This is a genomic window from Streptomyces sp. NBC_01363, assembly GCF_026340595.1.
GTDB lineage: Bacteria > Actinomycetota > Actinomycetes > Streptomycetales > Streptomycetaceae > Streptomyces.
The window spans coordinates 124,930-147,989 of the sequence record NZ_JAPEPF010000001.1 but is presented as its reverse complement, the minus strand read 5'-3'; the positions used below and the strand labels follow the sequence as shown (position 1 = coordinate 147,989).

Here is a 23,060-nt window from a genome sequence, read left to right as displayed (position 1 = left end):
GTATTACATGGAGGTTCCTGGTGACGGAGACATCGACAGGTACGGACTGGCGGGCCTGGCAGGAGAGCTGGGACCGGCAGCAGGAGTGGTACATGCCCGACCGCGAGGAGCGGTTCCGGGTGATGCTGGACATGGTCGAGGCCCTGGTGGGGCCGCGGCCGAGGGTGCTCGATCTCGCATGCGGTACGGGAAGTATTACGGACCGGCTGCTCAAGCGGTTCCCGGAAGCCACCAGCACCGGGGTGGATCTCGACCCGGCGCTGCTCGCCATCGCGCGAGGCCACTTCGACGGCGACGAGCGCGTCTCCTTCGTCACCGCCGACCTCAAGGACCCCGAGTGGCCGGGGCAGTTGCCGTACGACTCGTACGACGCCGTGCTCACCGCCACCGCCCTGCACTGGCTGCACACCGAACCGCTCACCGCGCTCTACGGCCACATCGCCGGGCTCGTCCGGGACGGCGGGGTGTTCATGAACGCGGACCACATGATCGACACCGCGACGCCCCGGATCAACGCGGCCGAACGCGCCCACCGGCACGCCGCCATGGACCGCGCCAAGGCCGCGGGCGCGGTCGACTGGGCCGACTGGTGGGCACTGGCCGCCAAGGACCCGGTCCTCGCCGGACCGACCGCCGAGCGGTACGAGATCTACGGTGAGCACGCGGACGGCGACATGCCCTCCGTGCACTGGCACACCGACACCCTGCGCGAAGCGGGATTCGGTGAGGCGCGGGCCGTCTGGGCCTCGCCCTCGGACACCTTGGTGCTCGCCGTGAAGTAGCGGCGGCACCGGCGAGGAGGGGCGGTACGGGCGGTTGCCCGTACCGCCCCTCCTTTTCCGTCATCTGCTGCAACCCGCCGTGCCTCCCGCCGCACTGGAAGGGTGAGACGGTCCGCACCCGCGGACCCGGAGAGGGGCGCCGACGATGCGGATCGATGACGATGCCGCGCTGCACGCCTTCGTCGAAGGCAGACGCACCGCGCTGTTCCGCAGCGCGTACCTGCTCTGCGGCGACCGGCACGAGGCCGATGACCTGGTCCAGGCGACGCTGGTCAAGGTGGTGCTCGGGGGGCGGCGGTACGGACGGCTCGACAACATCGAGGCGTACGCGCGCAAGACGCTGATCAACACCTTCATCGCATCCCGTCGCCGGTTCTGGCGACGCGAACAGTCCTACGGCGAACTGCCCGACCGCGCCGAACGGGCGCCGGACACGGACACCGGGCTTGCGGTACGGGCGGCACTCGCCCGGCTCACGGACAAGCAGCGCGCCGTACTGGTGCTGCGCTATTGGGAGGACCTGAGCGTCGAGGACACGGCCGGACTGCTCGGGATGCGGGAGAACACGGTCAAGAGCCACGCGGCTCGGGGGTTGGCGGCGCTGCGCGCCGAGATGGCGGAGGAATTGGTATGAACAACGACGTGCACGAGCTGCTGGGGCGGGCCGCGGAGGACGCGGGGGAGCCGGCCACCTCCACCCGGACGGTGTACGCCGGAGCCGCCCGGGTGCGGCTGCGGCGCCGGGTCGGCGTCTCGGTCGCGGCGGTCGCCGTGGTCGCGGCCGGAGCCGTCGCCGCGCCGAACCTGGCCCCGAAGGGGGACACGCAGGAGACCACGGTGGCGGCCCCGGTCGAGCTCGCGGGGAACGGCGGCCAGGCGAAGGAACTGGTGAAGGTGCTGCCCAAGGGCGTCGGGGACGTCGACCAGGTCTCGCTCTCCGTCATCCTCAAGGGCGACACCTCCGAACAGGAGATGCCGCATCTGGCGGGACCGCTGGACGGGCACTACTCCGTACGCAAGGACGGCGGCGTCGGCTATCTCGTCATCGGCTACCTGGACACCGGGAGCCGCGTCGCGGGGAGTGATCCGTGCAAGCCCGCCCACGGGGTGCCGGGCATGGCGGACTGCGTGAACGAGAAGGTGCCGGGCGGCGGGGTGCTGACGATCTGGAGCGACCCGATGAACTACGACGGTGCGCCGAAGTGGGGACGGGAGCTGGCCGGCCGGCTCGTGCTGAAGGACGGCGGTGTGCTGAGCATCCGTGACAGCACCGGCTTCAAGGGCGAGCGGGCGCAGGGGCCTGTCATGAAGACGACGCCGCTGACCCGTGCCCAGCTGCGGGCGCTGCTGCTCAGCCCGGAGCTGCTGCCCAAGAAGTAGGGGGTACGGAAGAGGGTGGTACGGACGCCGGGTCCGTACCACCCTTCTTCCGCGCTCCTACAGCACCTTCGACAGGAACGACTTCGTCCGGTCGTGCTGCGGGTTGGTCAGCACGTCGCGCGGGTGGCCCGACTCGACCACCACGCCGTCGTCCATGAAGACCAGCGCGTCGCCGACCTCACGGGCGAAGCCCATCTCATGGGTCACGACGATCATCGTCATGCCGTCCTCCGCGAGACCGCGCATGACGTCCAGGACATCGCCCACCAGCTCCGGGTCGAGCGCCGACGTCGGCTCGTCGAAGAGCATCAGCTTCGGCTCCATGGCCAGGGCGCGGGCGATGGCCACCCGCTGCTGCTGTCCGCCGGAGAGCTGGGAGGGGTAGTTCTTCGCCTTGTCGCCGAGGCCGACCCGGTCCAGCAGCCGCTCGGCCCGCGCCCTCGCGACGGCCCTGGACTCGCGCTTGACCTGGACGGGGGCCTCCATGACGTTCTCGATCGCCGTCATGTGCGGGAAGAGGTTGAAGCGCTGGAAGACCATGCCGATGTCCCGGCGCTTCAGCGCGACCTCGCTGTCCTTGAGTTCGTAGAGCTTGTCGCCCTTCTGGCGGTAGCCCACCAGTTCGCCGTCGACGTACAGCCGGCCGGCGTTGATCTGCTCCAGGTGGTTGATGCACCGGAGGAACGTCGACTTGCCGGAACCGGACGGGCCGATCAGGCAGAAGACCTCCTGCGGCGCGACCTCCAGGTCGATGCCCTTGAGGATGTGCGCGGCGCCGAAGGACTTGTGGACGCCCTCGGCCTTCACCATGGCGGTCATGCCATGCCTCCCTTCGGGCGGCCCAGGGACAGGAGATTGGCCCTGACCTTCTGGAACGGGGTGGGCGGCAGGCTGCGGCTCGAACCCCGCGCGTAGTACCGCTCCAGGTAGTACTGGCCGATGCTCAGCACCGAGGTCATGATCAGATACCAGGCCGCGGCCAGGAAGTACATCTCGACCGGGGCTCCGGACGCCTGCCCGATGTCCTGGGCGTTCTTGAACAGCTCGTAGAACTGCACGGCCGCCACCAGCGACGTGGTCTTGAGCATGTTGATCACTTCGTTGCCCGTGGGCGGCACGATCACCCGCATGGCCTGCGGGATCACGACGCGGCGCAGGGTCTTGCCGTGGCTCATGCCCAGCGCGTGCGACGCCTCCGTCTGGCCCTCGTCGACCGAGAGCAGACCTGCGCGGCAGATCTCGGCCATGTACGCGGCCTCGTTGAGACCCAGGCCGAGCAGCGCCGTCAGCAGCGGCGTCATGAAGCTCGACCAGTAGTCCTTGTAGATCGGCATGAGGTCGATGTACTCGAAGACCAGGCCCAGGTTGAACCAGACGAACAGCTGGACCAGGACCGGGGTGCCGCGGAAGAACCAGATGTAGAACCAGGCGATCGACGAGGTCACCGGGTTCCTGGACAGCCGCATCACGGCCAGCAGGATGCCGCCGACGATGCCGATGACCATGGACAGCGCGGTCAGCAGCAGGGTCTGGCTGACGCCCTTGAGGATGCGGTGGTCGAAGAAGTAGTCGGGGACCGCACCCCAGTTGATCTTGCCCTGGCTGAAGGCGTAGACGATCGCGGCGAGTGCCCCGATCGCGACGACCGCCGAGACGTACCGGCCGTAGTGCCGGACCGGAATGGCCCTGATCGCCTCGGGTCCGGATGGTGGGGTGGAGGGTATGGGCGGCTGGTCGGCCGGCCACGTCTTCTCGATGTCAGTCACAGGAAGAACCTTTCAGCGCCGGTGCCTGCTCAGGATCCGCCGTTCAGCTTGGCCTCGGTGACCGCACCGGCCTCCACGCCCCACTTGGAGATGATCTTGTTGTACTCGCCGTTCTTGATGATCGCCTCCAGGGCCGCCTGAATGGCCTTGGTCAGCTGGTCGTTGCCCTTGGCGACGGCGATGCCGTACGGGGCGGCCTCGACCTGCTCGCCGACGATCTGGAAGTCCTTGCCGCCGCCCGAGGTCTTCACCGCGTACGCGGCCACCGGGAAGTCGGAGGAACCGGCGTCGACGCCACCGCTGCGCAGCCGGGTCTGGGCCTCCAGGTCGTTGTCGAAGGTCTCGATGGCGATCTTCTTGCCGCCGGTGCACTTCTTCGACTCGGCCTTGGCGAGGTTGTGCGAGACGGTGCCGCGCTGGACCGCGATCTTCTTGCCGCAGAGGTCGGCCCAGGTCTTGATCCCCTGGTCGTCGCCCTTCGGGGTGTAGATCGAGACACCTGCGGTGAAGTAGTCGACGAAGTCGACGCCCTCGCCGACCTTCTTCTTCGTCTCGGAGTCGATGCCCTGCTGGCGGTCCTTGGTGTCGGTCATCGAGGACATCGCCAGGTCATAGCGCTTGGAGCGCAGGCCGGTGATCAGCGTGTCGAACGTGCCGTTCTGGAACTGGAGGGTCACGCCGAGCTGCTTGCCGATCGCGGCGGCGATGTCGGGGTCGATGCCGACCGTATTGCCGGACTTGTCCTTGAACTCGACCGGCGGATAGGCAATGTCCGAACCGACCTTGATGACTCCCTTGTCCCTGATCTCCTTGGGCAGGAGACCGGAGAGCGGGGCCGATCCCGAGCTGTTCGTCGACCCGTTCTTGGTCTGGTCGCCACAGGCGGCCAGCAGCATGGTGCCGGCGACCGCGATGGCGCCGACCGCTGCGATCCGGGATTTCGCGGCCGGGCGACGTGTGGTGCGTGCGGTCATGATTGGGGTTCCTCCGGCAGGTGAGGGTGGTGTTACCAGGCGGTATGGACACACGACTGTGGACTCGCCCCCCTGTGTGATTAGGGCATCTTGCCATTCGGACTGGCTCAAACTTGCCGCTGCTCATATCAAAATCGGATAACGGGTGATCCCCGAACCTCAGGAGGCCGGTACGCGAGGCCGGACCATCCGCGGGGTTTCCCTCTTCACGCCGGAAGATCTGTGGCGCGTCTCGACTGGTGGACGCTTTCGTCGCGCGGCGGACTTGTCCAGATATTCGACTATGAGTCACGTCACCGAGCCGATTTGGACTCGTCCATGACGTGGTCCTTCGGGTAAGAAAGACCTTTACACCCCTCATCCGGGGCTCAGGGCGCGTGTGCGGCGCGCCCGCGCGTATGTATTTCCCCCTGCCGGGGCGGGCCAACCGTCGACGCGGGGCACGTACGCGGTGCCCGCCCACCCCTCCTCAACCAGGAGTGGCCACCCTCAAACGATGAAGACTTAAGGGGTCAACACCATGGCAGCGGAGATCGTCAATCCTCGCAGCGACAGCACCACTGACAGCACCACCGATGAGCCGTTCGATCCGGCCTTCGCTCTCCACCGCGGGGGGAAGATGGCCGTGCAGGCCACCGTTCCCATCCGTGACAAGGACGACCTGTCCCTCGCGTACACGCCCGGCGTCGCCAAGGTGTGCAGCGCCATCGCGGAGAATCCCGAGCTGGTCCACGACTACACCTGGAAGTCGCAGGTCGTCGCCGTCGTGACGGACGGCACCGCGGTGCTCGGCCTCGGTGACATCGGACCCGAGGCCTCCCTCCCGGTGATGGAGGGCAAGGCGATCCTCTTCAAGCAGTTCGGCGGCGTCGACGCGGTACCGATCGCGCTCGCGACCACCGACGCGGACGAGATCGTCGAGACGGTCGTCCGGCTGGCGCCCTCCTTCGGCGGCGTGAACCTGGAGGACATCTCGGCGCCGCGCTGCTTCGAGATCGAGCGCAAGCTCCAGGAGCGGCTCGACATCCCGGTCTTCCACGACGACCAGCACGGCACCGCCGTCGTGACGCTCGCGGCCCTGCGGAACGCCGCGAAGCTGTCCGGCCGTAGCCTCGGCGATCTGCGCGCCGTCATCTCCGGCGCCGGCGCCGCCGGGGTGGCCATCGCGAAGTTCCTGCTGGAGGCGGGGCTCGGTGATGTCGCCGTGGCCGACCGCAAGGGCATCGTGAGCCGGGACCGCGAGGACCTGACCGAGGTCAAGCGCGAGCTGGCCGAGCTCACCAACCGGGCCGGGATCTCCGGCTCGCTGGAGAGCGCGCTGGCGGGCGCGGACGTCTTCATCGGCGTCTCCGGCGGTACGGTTCCCGAGGTGGCCGTCGCCTCGATGGCTCCCGGCGCGTTCGTCTTCGCCATGGCGAACCCGAACCCCGAGGTCCACCCCGACATCGCGCACAAGTACGCGGCCGTCGTGGCGACCGGGCGGTCCGACTACCCGAACCAGATCAACAATGTGCTGGCCTTCCCCGGCATCTTCGCGGGCGCCCTCCAGGTCCGGGCCTCCCGGATCACCGAGGGCATGAAGATCGCCGCGGCGAACGCGCTGGCCGACGTCGTGGGCGACGAGCTCGCGGCGGACTACGTGATCCCGTCGCCGTTCGACGAGCGGGTGGCCCCGGCGGTCACCGCCGCGGTGGCGGCCGCCGCACGGGCGGAAGGCGTGGCCCGGCGCTGACGTCGGGGCGGGTGGGGTGCGGGTTCCCGGGTGCGGGGTGCGGCTGCGGCGGGCTTGTTCCCCACCCCGCCCCTTCCCGTAACCGGGGGCTCCGCCCCCGGACCCCCGCTCCTCAATCGCCGGAGGCGCTTGAACGCGCGGCGCGCGTCACACCCGTGGCCGGTTACGCCCGGCCGCGCCCCGGCCTATCGTCGGGGCCATGTTCGCCGCCTACGCATCCCGCATCGACCGCGACCAGCCCCTCAACGGCCTTGAGCTGGGTGAACGCCCCGCCCCCGAGGTACGACCCGGCTGGACCACCGTCAACGTCCGGGCCGCCTCCCTCAACCATCACGACCTCTGGTCCCTGCGCGGCGTCGGCCTCGCCGAGGACAAGCTGCCGATGATCCTCGGCTGCGACGCGGCCGGAACCGACGAGGACGGCAACGAAGTCGTCCTGCACTCCGTCATCGGCCAGACCGGCCACGGCGTCGGCCCGAAGGAACCCCGCTCCATCCTCACCGAGCGCTACCAGGGCACCTTCGCCGAACAGGTCACCGTCCCCAGCTGGAACGTGCTGCCCAAGCCGAAGGAGCTCACCTTCGAGCAGGCCGCCTGCCTGCCGACCGCCTGGCTCACCGCGTACCGGATGCTCTTCACCAACGCCGGGGTGCGCCCCGGCGACTCGGTCCTCGTCCAGGGCGCGGGCGGCGGCGTCGCCACCGCCGCGATCGTGCTCGGCCGGGCGGCCGGGCTGCGGATCTACGCCACCAGCCGCGACGAGGCCAAGCGCAAGCGCGCCGTCGAACTCGGCGCGATCGAGGCGTTCGAGCCGGGCGCGCGGCTGCCGCAGCGCGTCGACGCGGTCATCGAGACGGTCGGCGCGGCCACCTGGTCCCACTCCGTGAAGTCGCTGCGCCCCGGCGGCACGCTCGTCATCTCCGGCGCGACCAGCGGCGACCGGCCCTCGCACGCCGAGCTGACCCGGATCTTCTTCCTGGAGCTGAAGGTGGTCGGCTCGACCATGGGTTCCAAGGACGAGCTGGAGGACCTGCTGGCGTTCTGCGCGACCACCGGCGTGCGGCCCGTCATCGACGAGGTGCTGCCGCTGGACCGGGCCCGCGAGGGGTTCGAACGGCTGGAATCGGGCGACCAGTTCGGAAAGATTGTGCTCACCTGCTCTTGAGGTGTGATGGGTGAGCTGCTCTGATCTGCGCCATGCGAATGCGGATGGGCTTAGGCAGCGTACTCACGTCGGTCGTCACTTCGGTTGTGCTCGCGGCGGGGGCGCTCGCCCCTGTCGCCGACGCACATCCCGCACCACCGGATCGGCCCGGCATCCCTCGTCTCACCGACGACGAGGGCCGCACCCTCACCCTGCGCGGATGGAGTTTCGCGGACAAGACGAACAGCGGTGACCAGGCGCTGACCGCCATCACCGAGAAACAATTCCGCGATCTGCATGCCAAGGGCTTCGACTTCGCCCGGCTCCTCATCTTCTGGGACGACCTGGAGCCGCGCCGGGGCCAGTACAGCACCGCGTATCTGCGCCGGATCGACCGGGTCCTGGGCTGGGCGCGGAAGTACGGCATCCGGGTGGTGCTCGATGCCCACCAGGACGTCTTCGGCCCGGCGTTCGGCAGTCGGGGCATCCCGGCCTGGGCGACCCGTACCGACGGTCTGCCCTTCACCCCGCACCCCGACGACTGGTTCGCCGAGTACTTCGAGCCCGCTGTGCAGCGTGCCTTCACCCATCTCTACGAGGACCCCGATCTCCAGCACGCCCAGGCGCAGATGTGGAAGGTCGTCGCTGACCGCTACGCGCATCACCCCGCCGTCATCGGCTACGACCTGATCAACGAGCCGATGGGGGAGCTCCAGGAGAGTGAGGACCTGCCGACGGCCGCCCGGCGCATCGAGGCCCGCCAGCTCACCCCGATGTACAACAGACTGGCCCGCGCCATTCGTTCGGTGGACCGCTCCACCTGGCTCTTCGTCGAACCCACCCCCGCCGTCGGCGAGGGTGTCCCCACCGGGCTGGGCGTGATCAAGGACCACCGGATCGTCTACGCACCGCATTTCTACAACACCGCGATGGAGGCGGGCGCCGACTACGACCCGTCGGCGGGCTGGATCGAGTCGTACGAGGCCGCCGTCACCACCTACCCGGAGCAGCGGCACATTCCGGTCGTCGTCGGCGAGTGGGGCCCGTTGAACAACACGCTTCCCCAGATGGGTCGTTTCTACCAGGATGCGATGGCCTCCCTGAACCGCTACACCTCGGGCTGGGCCGGCTGGGTGTGGTGCTACGGCGGCGGCTACTGCGCCTTGGACGAGAACGGGGACTTCGCCGCCAACAAGGAGCGGACCGCCACCCCGTACGCCCCCGCCGTCGCCGGAACCGTCCACTCCGACACGTACGACGACAACGCCCGCGTGTACCGGCTCACTTATACGGCGGGCCGCCGCGGCACCACGGAGATCTCGCTGCCGCCGACGGCCGGGCGGTGGCGGGTCTCGGTGGACGGCCGCGCCGAGGTCCGCAGGCGCGGGGGAGAGGTGACCGTCCGGGCCCGGAAGGGGACGCGCGTCACGGTGACGGTGACCGGGACGGCGCGCGGCTGAGTGCTTCGTACGGCATGACTGTCAATCACGGTTGACAGCCATGTCGTGTCAACGCTCCTGACGAAGCTGCTGCGGATCGCGGTGGGGCGCCACGACCGTTTCTTCGGCGACGAGCACCTCCTACCACGGGGAGGAGACGCGGGGCAGCTCAGGAAGGCGGGCTGAGCCCCGGGGCCGGGGCCACCCGGGTCGTGCCCGGGACCGGCCCCCGTCCCCGCCCCGTCACTTCTCCCCGCTGCCGCCCTTCCGCAGCAGTGCCCCGATGCGGGCCGCCGCCGTCGACAGATGGCCGCGGGCCTCCGCCAGCTGCTCCTCCGTGACACCCCGGTCCCGGGCCGCGTCGCGGATGTCGTCGCGGAAGCGGTCGAGCAGGCGGTCCAGGTCGCGGGCGGGGTCGCCGGTGGAGGCGGTGTCCTTGCCCCAGGCGGGGTCGACGTCGGCGGGCTCGGGCTTGACGTACGGGGGCCGGGCGCCCGCCCTGGCGAAGCCGCTCAGCTGGCCGGTGATCTCGGCCAGCCCCTCCCGTACGCCCGTGGGCCAGTCGCCCCGGGCGAAGTGCTCCTGGACCTGGCGGGCGGCGTTCTGCATCTGCTCGCGCGCCCGGTCCTGGGCCTCCTTGGCCTGACGGCGGGCCTGCTGGGCCTCCTCGCGGGCGCGGCGGGACTCGTCCTTCGCCCGGCGGGCCTGCTCCTTCCACTCCTGCTTGGCCTTGCGCAGCTCCTCCTTCGCGGCGCGCCACGCCTCCTTGTCGCCGAAGTCCCCGAAGTCCCCGAAGTCGCCGAAGGGGAACTCCCGGTCGCCCTTGCGGCCGGAACCGGAACCGGAACCCGTGTGCCTGGTCTCGTCCGCCGCGGCCCGCATCTCGCTGCGCAGCTTGCCGGCGGCGCCGCGTACGTCGTCCCGTATCTCGGCGGCCAGCTCGGAGACCGACTCCCGGATCTCCAGTTCCAGATCGGCCAGTTCACCGGTGCGGCCGGCCAGTTCGGCGCGGCCCGCGTCGGTGATCGAGTAGACCTTGCGGCCGCCCTCGGTGGCATGGGTGACGAGGCCCTCGGCCTCCAGCTTGGCCAGGCGCGGGTAGACCGTGCCCGCCGAGGGGGCGTACAGCCCCTGGAAACGCTCCTCCAGGAGCCGGATGACCTCGTAGCCGTGGCGGGGGGCCTCGTCTAGGAGCTTCAGCAGATAGAGGCGGAGGCGGCCGTGGGCGAATACGGGGGGCATGTCAGAGCACCTTTCCGGTCGGCTCGGCATCGTACGGACCGTCCTCGGCCGGCGGGCGGCGCAGCAGGGCGATCGATCCCGAGACGGTCGTCGCCCTCAGCTGCCCGGTCCCGGCGCCGAGCGTGCCGGTGATCTTCTTCGCCCCCCACTGGCCGCTGACCCGCAGGTCCTCGAACCCGTTGGAGACGGAGCCGCTCGCGGTGTTGGCCTCGACCGTCGCGTCCGCCGGGTGCGGCAGCCGGATGGCGACCTCGCCGGAGACCGTGGTCAGTCGGATGTCCGTGGGCTTCCCGGTCGGGTCCAGGTCGAGCACCATGTTGCCGCTGACCGATTCCGCCCGTACCGAGGCCCCGGCGCCCTCGACGACCGTCAGATCGCCCGAGACCGAATGGAAGCGGAGCTCGCCGGTGACCGACTGGGCCTCCACGCTGCCGGAGACCGTCTCGGCCAGGACCGGCCCCGCGAGCCCGACCAGCGTGGTGTCGCCGGTGACGCCGCGGACGTCCGTACGCCCGCGGATTCCGGACACGACGGCGCCCGCGCCGACGACGCCGACCTCCACCGCCGACCCGGCCGGGACGGCGAGCGAGACGACCGCGCTGCGGTGCCAGCCCTTGCGGTCGAACCACTTGAGGAAGTTCTGCCAGGGCAGGTCCTCGTACGCGACGGTGAGCGTGCCGTCCTCCTGGGTCACGATCAGCGGCGGTCCCTCGATCCCGGAGATCTCCAGCCGGGCGGTCGGTTCCTCGGTGCCGACGACATTGACGGCGCCTCCGACGATGCGCACGCTGAGTGACGTCACGGGGTCGTCGAAGGTCAGCTTCTGGGGCTCGGCGATGGCCCATGTCGACACAGGCATGGATCTGACCTCCCGGGAGCACGGAATGACGCAACATATCGCGTCTCTTGCTCAACACGATATATCGCGGATCGGGGAAGTCAAGGTGCGTCACGCGGTCGTCGATGGACCAAAGGGCGCCAAATGGTGGCAAATTGCCCTAGCGTGTGGAGCATGAACGCGACATCCCCCGCGGGGGCGCTGCTGCTGTGCCGTGCCGAACCGGAGACCGTACGGCCGGTGGCCCATCTGCTGCGCGAGCGGATGCTGCTCGCTCCCGCCGGAGACGGCTGGTCCGTCCTCGTACCCGAGGGAAGGCCCTGGCAGGGCGGTGCCGGTGCCGGTGATACGGACGTGGAACCGGTCGACCGGGTCGTGGCCGGCTGGGTCACCGCGCTCGCGGTCGGTTCGACGTGGCCCGTGCTCGCCCTGTGGTGGGACGGCGACCGGGCGGGCTGCACGCTCGCGTCCGGATTCCGCCGTCCGGTCGGCTACGTCTGGCTCGTCGACGGCACCCCGGCCGGCGAGGACGAGGCCATGCGTACGTTCGCCGAGCGCCTCGGCCTCGATCCCGTGCTGGACGTCCAGTCGCTCGAAGGGCTGACCCGCCCGGACCCGGACGCCGACGCGCGCATCCGGCTGCGCGGGCTGCTCGCCGTCCTGACCCGGATCGGGCTGGTCCTTCCGCCCGGCCTGGACCCGGACACCCCCGGCGACCGGCTGTACGCGGCGGCCGACGACCGGCCCGAAGCGGAACCGCTCGTCTGGACCGGGTGGCGCGAGGTGGTGCGGGCCGAACTCGACGCGGTCGAGAGCAGCCGCCTCGGTCCCTGGATGCGCGGCCCCAGGGCCCGGGTGCTGGCCGGTGCCCAGCTCGCGGCCGGACTGCCGCTGGCCCTCTGGGGGCTCCGCCGCCGCGGCGGCGGATGGGTGCTCGCGGGGACGCTGCTGCTGGCGCACGGGGCGCTCGGGCTCGCCTACGACCGGATCAGGGGCGCCGAGGGCGGGGCTTCTGAAACACGCCCTGGGTGACTACTCGTCCTCGTCCTCGTCGTCGAGCCGGGCCAGCCAGGTCGCGAGGCGCTCGACCGGCACCTCGAAGTCGGGATTGAGGTCGACGAACGTACGGAGCTGCTCGGCGAGCCACTCGAAAGTGACCTCTTCCTCGCCTCGCCGCTTCTCCAGCTCCTCGATACCGCGGTCGGTGAAGTACATGCGGCCAGCCTAATGCCTGGTGACAGCCCCACGAAGGCCGGGAGCGGGACCCCGGGCCGCGGTTCCCGGCAGCCGCGCGAGCCCGCCGAGAACCGGCCCGCACCACCCCCGTGTCCTGGGCCATGTACCTCGCATCGGGCGCGTACTGCCGTTAACCTGCGGGTAGTTGGGGAACGGGGGGTTTCATGGGTGACAGTGACGCCCGTATTACGCGCATTGAGATGCCCGACGGCACGGAGGTCTGGGCGCGGATCTCCGGTGCCGAGGAGGAGCTGGCGCGACCCGGTTCGGGCCCGTCGTTCACGGACATCGGCGCCGGGAACATCGCCGATCGGGTGCAGGCCCGGGTCGAGAGCCTGCAGGGGGTCGTGACCAGCGTCGCGCGTTCGCTCGCCGAGCCGCTGCGGGCCGTGCGGCCCGACGAGGTCAGCGTCGAATTCGGCATCGAACTCACCGCGAAGTCCGGCAAGGTCGTCGGACTCCTCGCGGACGGCGAGGCCAAGGGGTCCATCAAGGTCACGCTGACGTGGAGCGGCGGCGGGCCGCCCCTCGACCCACCGCCGCCGGCACAGGTGCCCGCGCAGGCGCCGGGGCAGCAGCCGGCCGCCCCCTCCGCCTCTCCAGCTTCTCCCGCTTCTCCCGCTCCTTCCGCCGGGGCACCCACCGGCGCATCGGCGCACGCGAGCGGCACCGGGCCGGACGACGGAAGCGGATCGTGACGCACCCGCCGGGCGGGGGCGCATGGCAGGGGCCGAACGACGCGGAGTCCGCGCTGATGAGCCTCGTGAAGGACGCGACGGTGCGCATCCATCGTCCGGAGCCCGGGTATGCCCCTGAAGGATCCGACGGCGACTTCCTGGGGAGCGGCTTCTTCATCGCCCCGAACTGGGTCCTCACGTGCGCGCATGTCGCGATGGAGGGGAGGGGGCGTCAGGTGAACGTGGTGTACAAGACCGCCCGCGGCGGCGACGCCGTCCGGGTCGGGGGCACGGTCAGGGCGGCCCTGCCCGAGGAGCGGCCCGGCACGGGCGGCTGGCCGGCCCCCGACCTCGCCCTCATCCAGCTGCTGCGCCCCGTCGAACACCCCTGTGTGTACCTCAGCGAACGCTCCACGGGCATGAACCGCGGCGCGTACTACTTCGCGGGCTGGGCGGACGGCGGCGCGGGCACGCTCAAGCGGCTCGGCCGGGAGTGCCGGGTGGTGGGCACCGTCGACGACTGGGCCGACGGCGACGAACAGGTGCTGATCGAGGCGAGCCAGCTGTACGCGGGCATGTCCGGCGGACCCGTCGTGGACCTGGTCCGGGGCGAGGTCGTCGGCGTACTCAAGTCGCGCGCCACCGATACCAACGGCGGTACGGCGATCGGCGTGGAGCGGCTGCGCACGCTGCCCGTGCCGGAGCGGGCGGCGACGGCCGAGTCCGACGACCCGTACCAGGCCGTGTTCCACGCCCATGACCGCTACCACGCCGACCGCCACAACAACCCCGTCGACGACGAGGAGACCTGGGCGGACGTCCAGCGGGACCTGGGCTCCGTGGCGGGCCCGGCGCTCACCCCGCAGCAACGCGTCGACCTGCTGGGGCGGCTCGCCAAGCTGCCCCCACCGGTCAGTACCCGCAGCCTTCTCGACATCCTCGGCGGCCTGGGCCACGGGTACCGGACCGTCGGCGTCCCGGCCCCTCGCGGCTGGCGCGACGGGCTGGGCGTCCTCTACGACGCGCGCGAGGGCGACGAGGCGCTGGAGCGGATCCTGCGCTACTGCATGAGCGCCATCGCCGCCGAACGCCCGTACGTGGTGCCGTCCACCAAACTCGCCGAGGACGCCCTGTGGGACTGGGTGAAGGAGACCGCCGAGGACCGGCTCCGGCGGCCGTTCCGCCGTGAGATGGCCCGGCTCCGGTACCAGGGCCGGTACGACCGGGGCGTCGAGCACCTGCGAACCCCCGAACCGGCCGACGAGCCGGTCCGGCCGCCGCGCTCCCCGTCGTCCGTCGTGCTGTACCTGGAGCCCCGCGCCTGGCAGCCGGACCACTACGACTGGCGGGTCGTCGCCCGCCTGTCCGCCGACGACCTGCCCGTGACGGAGAACTACCAGGGCACCAGGGCCGACGAACTGCCGGCCAGGCTCGCCGCCTCCCTCGGGAAGGCGTTCCGGATGTGCGACGAACCCGACAACCCCGCGATCCTCCAGGTCGTGGTGGAACCGGCGCTGCTCGACCTGGAGGTCGAGAAGTGGCAGCTGCCCGCGGACAGCCGGCCGCTCGGAGTCCAGCGGCCGGTCGTCATCCGCTGCTCGGACGAGCGCTCCGCCCCGCCCGAGGACGCCCTCCCGGAGCGCGAAGCGCGCTGGAAGCGCATCCACACCGGCCCGATGCGGGCCGCCGTCGTCGACTGCGACGACGGTATGCGGGTACCCGTGCCCGTGATGGCGGAGCTGCGCGGACTGGCGTACGAGACCGTCCCGGTGCTCTGCCGGTACGGCGGACGGACCGACGCCCAGAGCCTCGCGGGGTTCGGGCGGGTGCTCGACGGCGGGTTCGACGTGGTCCTGTGGCGGCGCCCGAGGGCCGAACGGGCCGCGTCCTGCACGGAGTTCCACCTCCGTGCCGTCGACACGGTCGACGGTGCGGGCGTGGTCGACCGGCTCCCGCAGAAGATCCATGAGCTGAGAAGAGGGGTGCGCGAGGGTCGTACCGACATGTTCTGGTCGGACGGCATTGCCCTGATCTACGGCAATCCGCAACCGCCGCCGCCCGGCCCGTTGTTGCAGGCGCCGTGAATCCCCTTACGGGGTGTGGACCGGATGGCTACGGTGAACCACGTTCGACTGCTGCCCCTGGCGGACGAGTGATGACGAGGAACACGTTATGAGTGAACCCAGCGAGTGGCTCATCTACCGAGGGGCCGGCGAACCGCACGAAGGCATCGAGCAGTTGCCGCCGCCGCCGCCCTGGCGCGACTTCGCGAGCCGAGGCACCCCGGCCCCCGACGAGCCGGACGGGGACGGTTCCGCCGACCGCCGCCTCGGCGGCCACCGGCACATCGCCGAACTCCACCGGCCGGGCGCCGAAGAGCTCGAAATGATCAACGCCGCGCTCTATCTGCGGCGCCCGCTGCTGGTCACCGGCACCCCCGGCGCCGGGAAGAGCACCCTGGCCCACTCCGTCGCCCATGAGCTGGGGCTGGGGCGGGTCCTGCGCTGGCCGATCGTGAGTCGGACGACGCTGCTGGACGGCCTCTACCACTACGACGCCATCGCCCGGCTCCAGGACGTGCAGATCGCCGCACACGGCGCGGGCGGTGCCGAGGCCGCCGACGGTGTGGGCAGCTACATCCGGCTCGGGCCGCTCGGCACCGCGCTCCTTCCCTCGGACCGGCCCCGGGTCCTGCTCATCGACGAGCTCGACAAGAGCGACATCGATCTGCCGAACGACCTGCTCAACGTGCTGGAGGAGGGCGAGTTCGGCATTCCCGAACTGGAACGGATCGCCGACCGGCTGCCCGACGGCGAGGCGGAGGTCCTCGACGACGACGGCAACAAGGTGAAGGTGCGGGGCGGCCGGGTGCAGTGCACGTCCTTCCCGTTCGTGGTCCTCACCAGCAACGGCGAACGGGATTTCCCGGCGCCCCTGATGCGCCGGTGCATCCATCTGGAGCTCGGACGCCCCGACCACCAGCGTCTCGCGACCTTCGTACGCGCCCACCTCGGCGACGAGGCGGCGCGCTCCGGGGACGATCTCATCGCCCACTTCCTGGAGCGGTCCCGCAGCGAACTCCTCGCCACGGACCAGTTGTTGAACGCGATCTACCTCACCGACGCCGCCGCCCCGGCCGGCCGCGACCGCCTCGCCGACCTGCTCATCCAGCGACTCGACCGGCCGAGGTGATGTGCTGATGGCGGGCGCCGGACCCGAGGGCTCCCCCGACGCGCGTGGCGCCGACGACGCGGGGCTCTACCCCGCGTTCGTGGCACGGCTGCGCGAGGCCGGGCTCGACCCCGACGTCGAGCAGCTCCGCGACGCGCTCTGGCTGGCCCGCTGGGCCCGCCACCCGGACGCACCGCCGGAGGGCGACGAGGAGCGGGGGAGTGCTCCGCTCCCTCTCCTCCCCCCGGAGCGGGCGGACGGGCGGCCCGCCGACCCCGGGCCCGACGCCGTGGGACCCGCGCGGTCCGCGCCGCGCGAGGAACCCCCGCCGCGCGCGGATCCCGGGGACGCGGACCGGATCACCCTCTACCCCGTACCCCGCAACGGCCCCTCGGACCATGCCCGAACCGGCGGCCCGTCGGGGGCGGGCCCGGGTGCTGCCCGGGAGGGCCGGGCTGCCGCCCTCACCTTCGGCGTGCCCGCCGCCCCGGCGCTCCCCGCACCCCTCGAACTTCAGCGGGCACTACGACCGTTGCAGCGATACCACCCCGCCTCGCCACCGCTCCGCAGCACCCTCGACGAGACGGCGACCGCCGAACTCAGCGCCAGGGCAGGCGGGTTGATCCTGCCGGTCTTCCGCGGTGTGTCCCGGCGCGAGGCGGTCCTGCAGTGCGTCATGGACGCCTCGTCCTCGATGCTGGTGTGGGACCGCATGTTCGGTGAACTCCAGCAGATTTTCAGCCAGTTGGGTGCCTTCCGGGATGTCCAGGTGCGCTATCTGCACCAGGGGCCCGACGGCGCGGCCGCGGTGAGCCGCAGCCCCGACCCGGCCGCGGCGCCACTGCACTCCGCGGACCGGCTCAGCGACCCGACCGGCCGCCGCGTCACCGTCCTGGTCAGCGACTGCGCCGGTCCGCTCTGGCACAGCGGACGGGCCCACCGGCTGCTGCACCAGCTGGCCGCACAGGCCCCGGCCGCCGTGCTCCAGCCGCTGCCGCAGCGGATGTGGAACCGGACCAGACTGCCGGTCACCTACGGTTCGCTGTCCCGGGGCGACGGACCCGGCGGAGCCGCCGTGCTCAAGGTCGTCGAGCAGCCGGGCACGGGTCCCGCCGTGCACCCGGGGGCCCTCGCCGTACCCGTGCTCCCGCCGGTCGAGGGGGCGCTGGCGGCCTGGGCGAGACTGCTCTCCGGCACCGGCTCGGGACAGATCTCCGGCGCGGTCGGCTGGGTGCGGGCCGATCATCCGGCGGCGGCCGCGCAGCGGCCGGGCGGCGGACTCTCCTCGCTCCAGCTGGTCAGCCGCTTCCGTGCGGCGGCCTCACCGACCGCCGGGCAGCTGGCGGTCTACCTCGCGGCGGCCCCGCTGCACCTGCCGGTGATGCAGCTGGTGCAGCGCACGATGCTGCCCCACTCGGGCCCTTCCGAACTCGCCGAGGTGCTGCTGAGCGGTCTGCTGTCACGGAGCAGGAGCGAGGGCGGCGGCGCGTACGACGGCCAGTGGTACGAATTCGTGCCCGGCGTCCGGGAGGCGTTGCTCGGGCCGCTGGGCCGCGACGAGGCGCTGCTCGTGCTCAAGCACTGTTCGCAGTACATCGAGCAGCGGTTCGGCAAGGGCGGGCCGAACTTCCCGGCCCTGGCCTTCGCCCAGCTCGGCGAAGGCAGGTACGCGGCCCCGTCAGCCGCCCGCGGCACGTACCCCATGGAGAACGGCGCACCCGACGAGGAGATCGAGGAGGGTGGCGAGAACGGGGAGGGCGACGCAGGCGGCGGATCGCGCGTCCCCCATCCCTTCGCCGAGGTCGCGGTCCGCGTACTGGAGCGTTTCATGCCCCTGCCCGAGCAGTTCGTGATGCAGACCGGACGGGGCAGCCACCGCGGCTCCGTCCGGACCCCGAACGCGGCGGTGGAGAGCGCCCGCGCCCTCCTGCGGCAGTTCGAATCGGACAGCATGGTGCAGTACCTGATCGACGCCGTGCAGCTGCTGCGCGGCGCCACCGAACGTGAGGAGCGGCCGGGCGCCGACCCCGGGCTGTGGGCGGAGTACTCCCGCTGCGTGCTGCGGCTGTGGGAGGTCCAGGGCGACGCCGAACTGCTCCGCGAGGCGGAGTACGCCGCCGAACGGGCCGCCGCACACCCCGCCGCCGTGCGCGAACGGGCGGTACTGGCCAAGGTTTTGCACGCCGCGGCCGACGACCGGCGGCGGCGCGGCGACCGGCGCGGCGCACTGGAGCTGCTGCGCCGCGCCGACCGCGAGTACACGGCCGCCTGCGCCGCCCCCGGACTGGAACCCGCCGAGGCCCTCCGGCTGACGCTGGAACGGGTCCGGGCCCTGGAGGCACAGTGGCGGCTCGACGGCGACACCGCCCTGCTCCAGGCCGCGTGCGGCATGCTGGAGGCGTTCGCCGATGTCTGGCCCGACCAGGAGAACCGCCCCACCACCCTGCCCCTGGCACACGGGCGGACCCTGCTGAAGCTGGCCGGGGCCACCGTCGACACCGAACAGTCCCGGGTGTACGCGGGCCAGGCGGCACGTTCCCTGCGCACCGCGTTCGAACAGGGCGGTGGCCGGCACACCATGGGCACCGAGGTGCGCATCCTGCTGGACCTGGTGGACGCCCTGCTCGGCTCCGGCGAGGAACCGGACGAGGCCGCGACCCTGATCCAGCAGGCCCTGGCGACCGTACGCGAGCAGCGGCTGCGCGCCTCGCTCCAGATCAGGGCGGGCCGGGTCGGTGTCGCGCGGTACGAGCACACCGGTGAACCGGACCAACTCGTGGAAGCCGCCGACTGGTTCGCCCGCGCCGCCCGGGGCGTCCCGCGCGACTCGCGGGCCCACGCCGACCTGCTCGCCGAATGGGGCGGCACCCTGCTGCGCCGGGCCAGGCTGCCGGACGGGCGCCCGCACATCGGCGCCGCGATCCGGGTGCTGCGCGACTGCCGTACGGAGACGGCGGCGGGGAGCGCGCGCCAGGCCGAGCGGCTGCTGATGCTGGGCCGGGCACTGATGCTGCGGCACCGGGCCACCGAGGACCGGGTCGATCTCAGGGAGGCCGAGCATCTCTTCGGCCTCGCCGCCCAGGAGGCGGCCGACCCGCTGACCGAGGCGCGCTGCTGGCTGGAGCTGGGCCGGTCCCACCTCGACGCCTCCCGGGTGCTGCACCGTCCGGCCCGGCTGGACGAGGCGGCCGAGGCGTTCCGGGGTGCGGCCGAGGCGGCCGGCACGGCCGAGGCGGAGCTGGACAGTCCGCAACAGTTCGGACAGGCCGCCGAGTTGAGTGCTACAGCCAACCACTGGCGGGGTATGACGTACGAGAGGGCGGGACGCCCCCGGGCCGCACGCGAGGCGTACCGGGCGGCCCACCGGGAATGGCGCAAACTGCCGGACGGCGGCGGCTCGGCGGGCGAGGCGACTGCCGAACGGCTGGCGGAACTGGAACGCTGAGCCGCTCGAAGGAGAGCGCCCGGCGGAACGGTGCTTCCGGTGCGCGGGTGTGCCGCCGTCGTACGACCGGCGCACGACCGGCACCGGTGGACGGCATGCTTCACGAGGCGTAGGCCCGGTCGTGCGGGGCATCCGTACAGGGGCGGCCGGTGCGGGCGGGATCCGCGCCGGTGCACGGATCAGGGACGCGGCTCGACGGGTGCGCTCAAGGGCGAGCACACCACCGCGAGCACGATGCGGTGTTACGGGGAGGAACGATGAGCGAGACGGCACACCAGGGCATACCCGACGGCAGTGCGTCCGGCGGGCCGGGCGCACTGCCCGATCTGCTGGGGCTCGATCTGGAGTCGCTGCGGACGCTGGACCATCCGGTGCTCGCCGAGGTGGTCGCGGATCTGCGCGGGCGGGCCGAACAGCCGCGGGAGATGCTGTGGGGTTTCACCAACGCCTTCTGAGGCCGCACGATTTCGGTCCGGAGCCCGGTTGAACAGGACATCGTGGTGAGGGACGGGTTTGCCCCTGCGGCAGGCCAGGGATACTCGCCTCGGGACGGCGACGGGGGCCGTACCGGCGGATGTGAACGGCGCGGGGGTGCGGGAGTGTCTCGACAGGCGACGCCGAAACCGCGCCCGCGTACCGAGGGCGCCCGACCTCCGTTCCCCTTCGGGCAGTTCATCGTCAAAGTGCACGGCCGGTGCAATCTCGCCTGCCGCTACTGCTACCTCTACGAGGGCCCCGACCACACCTGGCGCGACCGTCCGGCCGCCGCCGCACCCGCGGTCCTCGACCGCACCGCGCACCGCATCGCCGAACACGCGGCGACCCACGGACTGCGGGACGTGGCGCTGGTCCTGCACGGCGGCGAACCCCTCCTCGCGGGCGCCGACCGGCTGGCCGCCTTCGCCGACCGGGTACGCGGCCTGACGCCCGGCGACTGCACCGTCCACACCACCGTCCAGACCAACGCCACCCTCCTCACCGAGGCCCGCGTCGCCACCCTCGCCCGGCACGGCATACGCATCGGCATCAGCCTCGACGGCGGCCGTCCCGCCCACAACAGCCGGCGCACCGACCACGCCGGACGCCCCTCCTGGCCCGCCGCCTCGCGCGGCGCCCGGCTCCTCGCCGACCGGCACCCCGACGCGTACGCGGGCATCCTCACCGTCGTCGACCCGGACACCGACCCGATCGAGATGTACGAGTCGCTGCTCGAACTGCACCCCCCGGCCCTGGACCTGCTGCTGCCGCACGGCAACTGGACGACCCCTCCACCGGGCCTGCCGCTCACCGGAACCGGCCGCCCGACCCCGTACGGCGACTGGCTCACCACCGTCTTCGACCGCTGGTGGCGCACCGGACGGCGGGAGACCCGGGTCCGGCTCTTCGAGGAGTGCATCGCCCTGCTGCTGGGGCTGCCCGGCGCCACCGAATCCCTCGGCCTCGACCCGGTCGACGCGATCGTGATCGAGACGGACGGGGCGATCGAACAGGTCGACTCCCTCAAGTCCGCCTACGACACGGCCGCCGCCACCGGGCTCGACGTCTTCCGCCACACCTTCGACGACGCCCTGCGCCACCCCGGCGTCGCCGCCCGCCGGGCAGGCGCCGACGCACTCGCCGCAGCCTGCCGCGCCTGCCCGCTGCTGACCGTCTGCGGGGGCGGCCACTACGCACACCGCTACCGCGCAGAGAACGGCTTCGCCAACCCGTCCGTCTACTGCGCAGACCTCGAACGGCTGGTACGCCATGTGGCCGCCCGGCTGTCCGACGCAACCGCAGGAGAACGCCGATGATCCCCCCACTCCCGGACCACATGCTGCGCCAACTCGGCCGCACCGAGGGCGACTCCGATACCCTTCATGTCCTCGTACGCGATCAGGACACCCGCCGGCTGCTCCTGCTGCGGGCCCTGCTCGACGCGGCCGAGGCCGCCCCCGCGGCCGTCTGCCCGCCCCGGTCGCTCGACCGCCTGCGCCAGGACTGGGCGCTGCTGGAGACGGCCGAGCGCGCCGACCGGACCGCCGTACGCACCGTGCTGCTCCATCCCCTCGCCGGCCCCTGGGCGCAGCGCTGCCTGCGCGGCCTCTCCGGCTCCGGTCCCGTCGCCGGACCCGGACTCCGCGCCGACCTCGACCACCTGAGCGCCCTGGCCGCCGCAGCCGCGATCCGTGCCGGAATCCCGTTCACGACCCGGCTCACCGCACACGACGGGCTCCTGTCCCTGCCCACCCTGGGCGCGCTGCGCACGGCGTCCGAGGCGGTCGACATCACCTTCTCGGACGGCGACCTGTCGATACGTCAGGAAGTGGGGGGACCCCTGTCGGCACACACGCAGCCGGACGGCACGACCGGATCGGCCGACCCGCGCTGGCTGCCGGTGCTCGCCCTGCCCGCCGTGCAGTCCGGCATCGGCCCCGTACCCCTGGACGACGTCGACCCGTACCGCACCGACGGCAGCGGACCCCAGCCACACGGACTGAGCGCCGCCACCCACATCGACGACCACGAACGCAAGGCGTGGGCCGAGTCCTGGACCGGAGCGGCGCCCCTGCTCCGCGTCGGCGGCGAACACCGCCTCACCGAAGTGGCGGTCCTGCTGCGCTGCCTGGTGCCGCTCGGCCCGCCGCCCGGCTCCGGACCCATGGGCGAGAGCGCGGCTCACTGCAGCGGCACCAGGCGCGAGGCGTTCGGCGCCGTCCTCAGCAGCAAACCGGCCACCCCCGCCTACTTCGCCTCCACCCTCGTCCACGAACTCCAGCACACCAAACTGGCCGCGCTCGGCGCCCTCGTACCGCTGCACCACGAGGACCCGGAGCCACGTCACTTCGCACCGTGGCGTTCCGACCCCCGCCCCTTCGACGGCCTCCTCCAGGGCGCCTACTCGCACATCGCGCTCGCCGACTACTGGCAGCGGTTCGCGCTCTCCGCCCGGCGCGTCACCCACCGCGACCTGGCCTGGGCCGAGCACGCCCGCTGCCGCGAACAGGTCGGAGCGGTCCTGCCCGTGCTGGCCGGATCGGCGGCGCTGACCCGCGAAGGCCGGGTACTGGTCAACGAGATGATCACGCTCTACCACCGTCTGGACGATTGCCCGCCTCCTACGGGGCACCTCGCGCGCGCGGAGGCGTACGTGGCCACCGCCAAGGTGATATGGCAGCAGAGGAACGGTCCGCACAGGCCGTGAGAGACCCCGGGATTGTCCGCCGGAACGACCATGCTCCGGTGTATGTTGAC

General features: G+C 71.8%; 20 protein-coding genes. 14 read left to right on the top strand and 6 right to left on the bottom strand.

Translation table 11 applies throughout. From position 1 onward, the window contains the following. Nucleotides 1-20 precede the first annotated feature (20 nt). The 3 genes from OG611_RS00640 (at nucleotide 21) to OG611_RS00630 (ending at nucleotide 2,162) form a co-directional block, all read left to right on the top strand. Nucleotides 21-782, top strand: coding sequence for a trans-aconitate 2-methyltransferase (locus tag OG611_RS00640; RefSeq protein ID WP_266414430.1), 762 nt, complete (start codon nucleotides 21-23; stop codon nucleotides 780-782). A 145-nt stretch (nucleotides 783-927) separates the two neighbouring features. Next, nucleotides 928-1,416, top strand: coding sequence for a SigE family RNA polymerase sigma factor (locus OG611_RS00635; RefSeq protein ID WP_266414428.1), 489 nt, complete (start codon nucleotides 928-930; stop codon nucleotides 1,414-1,416). After that, entirely contained in the window at nucleotides 1,413-2,162 is a 750-nt protein-coding gene (locus OG611_RS00630) for a hypothetical protein (protein WP_266414426.1), read from the top strand. The genes OG611_RS00635 and OG611_RS00630 overlap by 4 nt, the downstream gene beginning before the upstream one ends. A gap of 57 nt (nucleotides 2,163-2,219) precedes the next feature. Here OG611_RS00630 and OG611_RS00625 read toward each other — a convergent pair whose 3' ends face one another. The 3 genes from OG611_RS00625 to OG611_RS00615 are packed head-to-tail and all read right to left on the bottom strand — an operon-like array spanning nucleotide 2,220 to nucleotide 4,902. Then, the gene (locus tag OG611_RS00625; RefSeq protein ID WP_323180065.1) at nucleotides 2,220-2,981 is read right to left on the bottom strand and encodes an amino acid ABC transporter ATP-binding protein; all 762 of its coding nucleotides are present in this window, start codon (nucleotides 2,979-2,981) and stop codon (nucleotides 2,220-2,222) included. Continuing rightward, nucleotides 2,978-3,928 (bottom strand): amino acid ABC transporter permease, encoded by a 951-nt coding sequence (locus OG611_RS00620; RefSeq protein ID WP_266414423.1) that lies wholly within the window; start codon nucleotides 3,926-3,928, stop codon nucleotides 2,978-2,980. Before OG611_RS00620 ends, OG611_RS00625 begins: the two co-directional genes overlap by 4 nt. A gap of 29 nt (nucleotides 3,929-3,957) precedes the next feature. Further along, on the bottom strand, nucleotides 3,958-4,902 hold the full coding sequence (locus OG611_RS00615; RefSeq protein WP_266414421.1) for an ABC transporter substrate-binding protein: 945 nt from the start codon (nucleotides 4,900-4,902) through the stop codon (nucleotides 3,958-3,960). Between the two features lie 520 nt (nucleotides 4,903-5,422). Here OG611_RS00615 and OG611_RS00610 point away from each other — a divergent pair. The 3 genes from OG611_RS00610 to OG611_RS00600 all read left to right on the top strand — a co-directional run bounded on the left by OG611_RS00610 (nucleotide 5,423) and on the right by OG611_RS00600 (nucleotide 9,238). Continuing rightward, complete coding sequence (locus OG611_RS00610) at nucleotides 5,423-6,634, top strand: NADP-dependent malic enzyme (RefSeq protein WP_266414420.1); 1,212 nt, start codon at nucleotides 5,423-5,425, stop codon at nucleotides 6,632-6,634. Between the two features lie 199 nt (nucleotides 6,635-6,833). Further along, a complete protein-coding gene (locus tag OG611_RS00605; RefSeq protein WP_266414418.1) occupies nucleotides 6,834-7,799 on the top strand; it encodes a zinc-binding dehydrogenase in 966 nt (321 codons plus the stop codon). Between the two features lie 32 nt (nucleotides 7,800-7,831). Beyond that, nucleotides 7,832-9,238 (top strand): cellulase family glycosylhydrolase, encoded by a 1,407-nt coding sequence (locus OG611_RS00600; RefSeq protein WP_266414416.1) that lies wholly within the window; start codon nucleotides 7,832-7,834, stop codon nucleotides 9,236-9,238. A 222-nt stretch (nucleotides 9,239-9,460) separates the two neighbouring features. Here the strand turns inward: OG611_RS00600 and OG611_RS00595 are convergent, their stop codons facing one another. Further along, nucleotides 9,461-10,459 (bottom strand): PadR family transcriptional regulator, encoded by a 999-nt coding sequence (locus OG611_RS00595; RefSeq protein WP_266414414.1) that lies wholly within the window; start codon nucleotides 10,457-10,459, stop codon nucleotides 9,461-9,463. Between the two features lies 1 nt (nucleotide 10,460). Further along, nucleotides 10,461-11,318 (bottom strand): DUF4097 family beta strand repeat-containing protein, encoded by an 858-nt coding sequence (locus OG611_RS00590; protein WP_266414412.1) that lies wholly within the window; start codon nucleotides 11,316-11,318, stop codon nucleotides 10,461-10,463. A 153-nt stretch (nucleotides 11,319-11,471) separates the two neighbouring features. Here OG611_RS00590 and OG611_RS00585 point away from each other — a divergent pair, with 153 nt between their 5' ends. Further along, nucleotides 11,472-12,329 (top strand): hypothetical protein, encoded by an 858-nt coding sequence (locus OG611_RS00585; protein WP_266414410.1) that lies wholly within the window; start codon nucleotides 11,472-11,474, stop codon nucleotides 12,327-12,329. Here the strand turns inward: OG611_RS00585 and OG611_RS00580 are convergent, their stop codons facing one another. Continuing rightward, nucleotides 12,330-12,512, bottom strand: a complete 183-nt coding sequence (locus OG611_RS00580; RefSeq protein WP_003961784.1) for a DUF6104 family protein — start codon at nucleotides 12,510-12,512, stop codon at nucleotides 12,330-12,332. A 185-nt stretch (nucleotides 12,513-12,697) separates the two neighbouring features. On the opposite strand from OG611_RS00580, the gene OG611_RS00575 reads away from it, so the two are divergent. From OG611_RS00575 to OG611_RS00545, 7 genes are all read left to right on the top strand, one after another. Beyond that, on the top strand, nucleotides 12,698-13,231 hold the full coding sequence (locus tag OG611_RS00575) for a CU044_2847 family protein (RefSeq protein WP_266414408.1): 534 nt from the start codon (nucleotides 12,698-12,700) through the stop codon (nucleotides 13,229-13,231). After that, nucleotides 13,228-15,294 (top strand): trypsin-like peptidase domain-containing protein, encoded by a 2,067-nt coding sequence (locus tag OG611_RS00570; protein WP_266414406.1) that lies wholly within the window; start codon nucleotides 13,228-13,230, stop codon nucleotides 15,292-15,294. Before OG611_RS00575 ends, OG611_RS00570 begins: the two co-directional genes overlap by 4 nt. 88 nt (nucleotides 15,295-15,382) lie before the next feature. Further along, nucleotides 15,383-16,402, top strand: a complete 1,020-nt coding sequence (locus tag OG611_RS00565; RefSeq protein WP_266414404.1) for a MoxR family ATPase — start codon at nucleotides 15,383-15,385, stop codon at nucleotides 16,400-16,402. Nucleotides 16,403-16,409: 7 nt separating this feature from the next. Continuing rightward, nucleotides 16,410-19,826 (top strand): SAV_2336 N-terminal domain-related protein, encoded by a 3,417-nt coding sequence (locus tag OG611_RS00560; protein WP_266414402.1) that lies wholly within the window; start codon nucleotides 16,410-16,412, stop codon nucleotides 19,824-19,826. A 257-nt stretch (nucleotides 19,827-20,083) separates the two neighbouring features. Then, nucleotides 20,084-20,281, top strand: a complete 198-nt coding sequence (gene fxsA, locus OG611_RS00555) for an FxSxx-COOH cyclophane-containing RiPP peptide (RefSeq protein WP_266414400.1) — start codon at nucleotides 20,084-20,086, stop codon at nucleotides 20,279-20,281. Between the two features lie 144 nt (nucleotides 20,282-20,425). After that, entirely contained in the window at nucleotides 20,426-21,619 is a 1,194-nt protein-coding gene (locus tag OG611_RS00550) for an FxsB family cyclophane-forming radical SAM/SPASM peptide maturase (protein WP_266414398.1), read from the top strand. Beyond that, nucleotides 21,616-23,010: an HEXXH motif-containing putative peptide modification protein gene (locus OG611_RS00545; protein ID WP_266414396.1), complete on the top strand. Its 1,395-nt coding sequence runs from the start codon at nucleotides 21,616-21,618 to the stop codon at nucleotides 23,008-23,010. Before OG611_RS00550 ends, OG611_RS00545 begins: the two co-directional genes overlap by 4 nt. The last annotated feature ends 50 nt before the right edge of the window (nucleotides 23,011-23,060 follow it).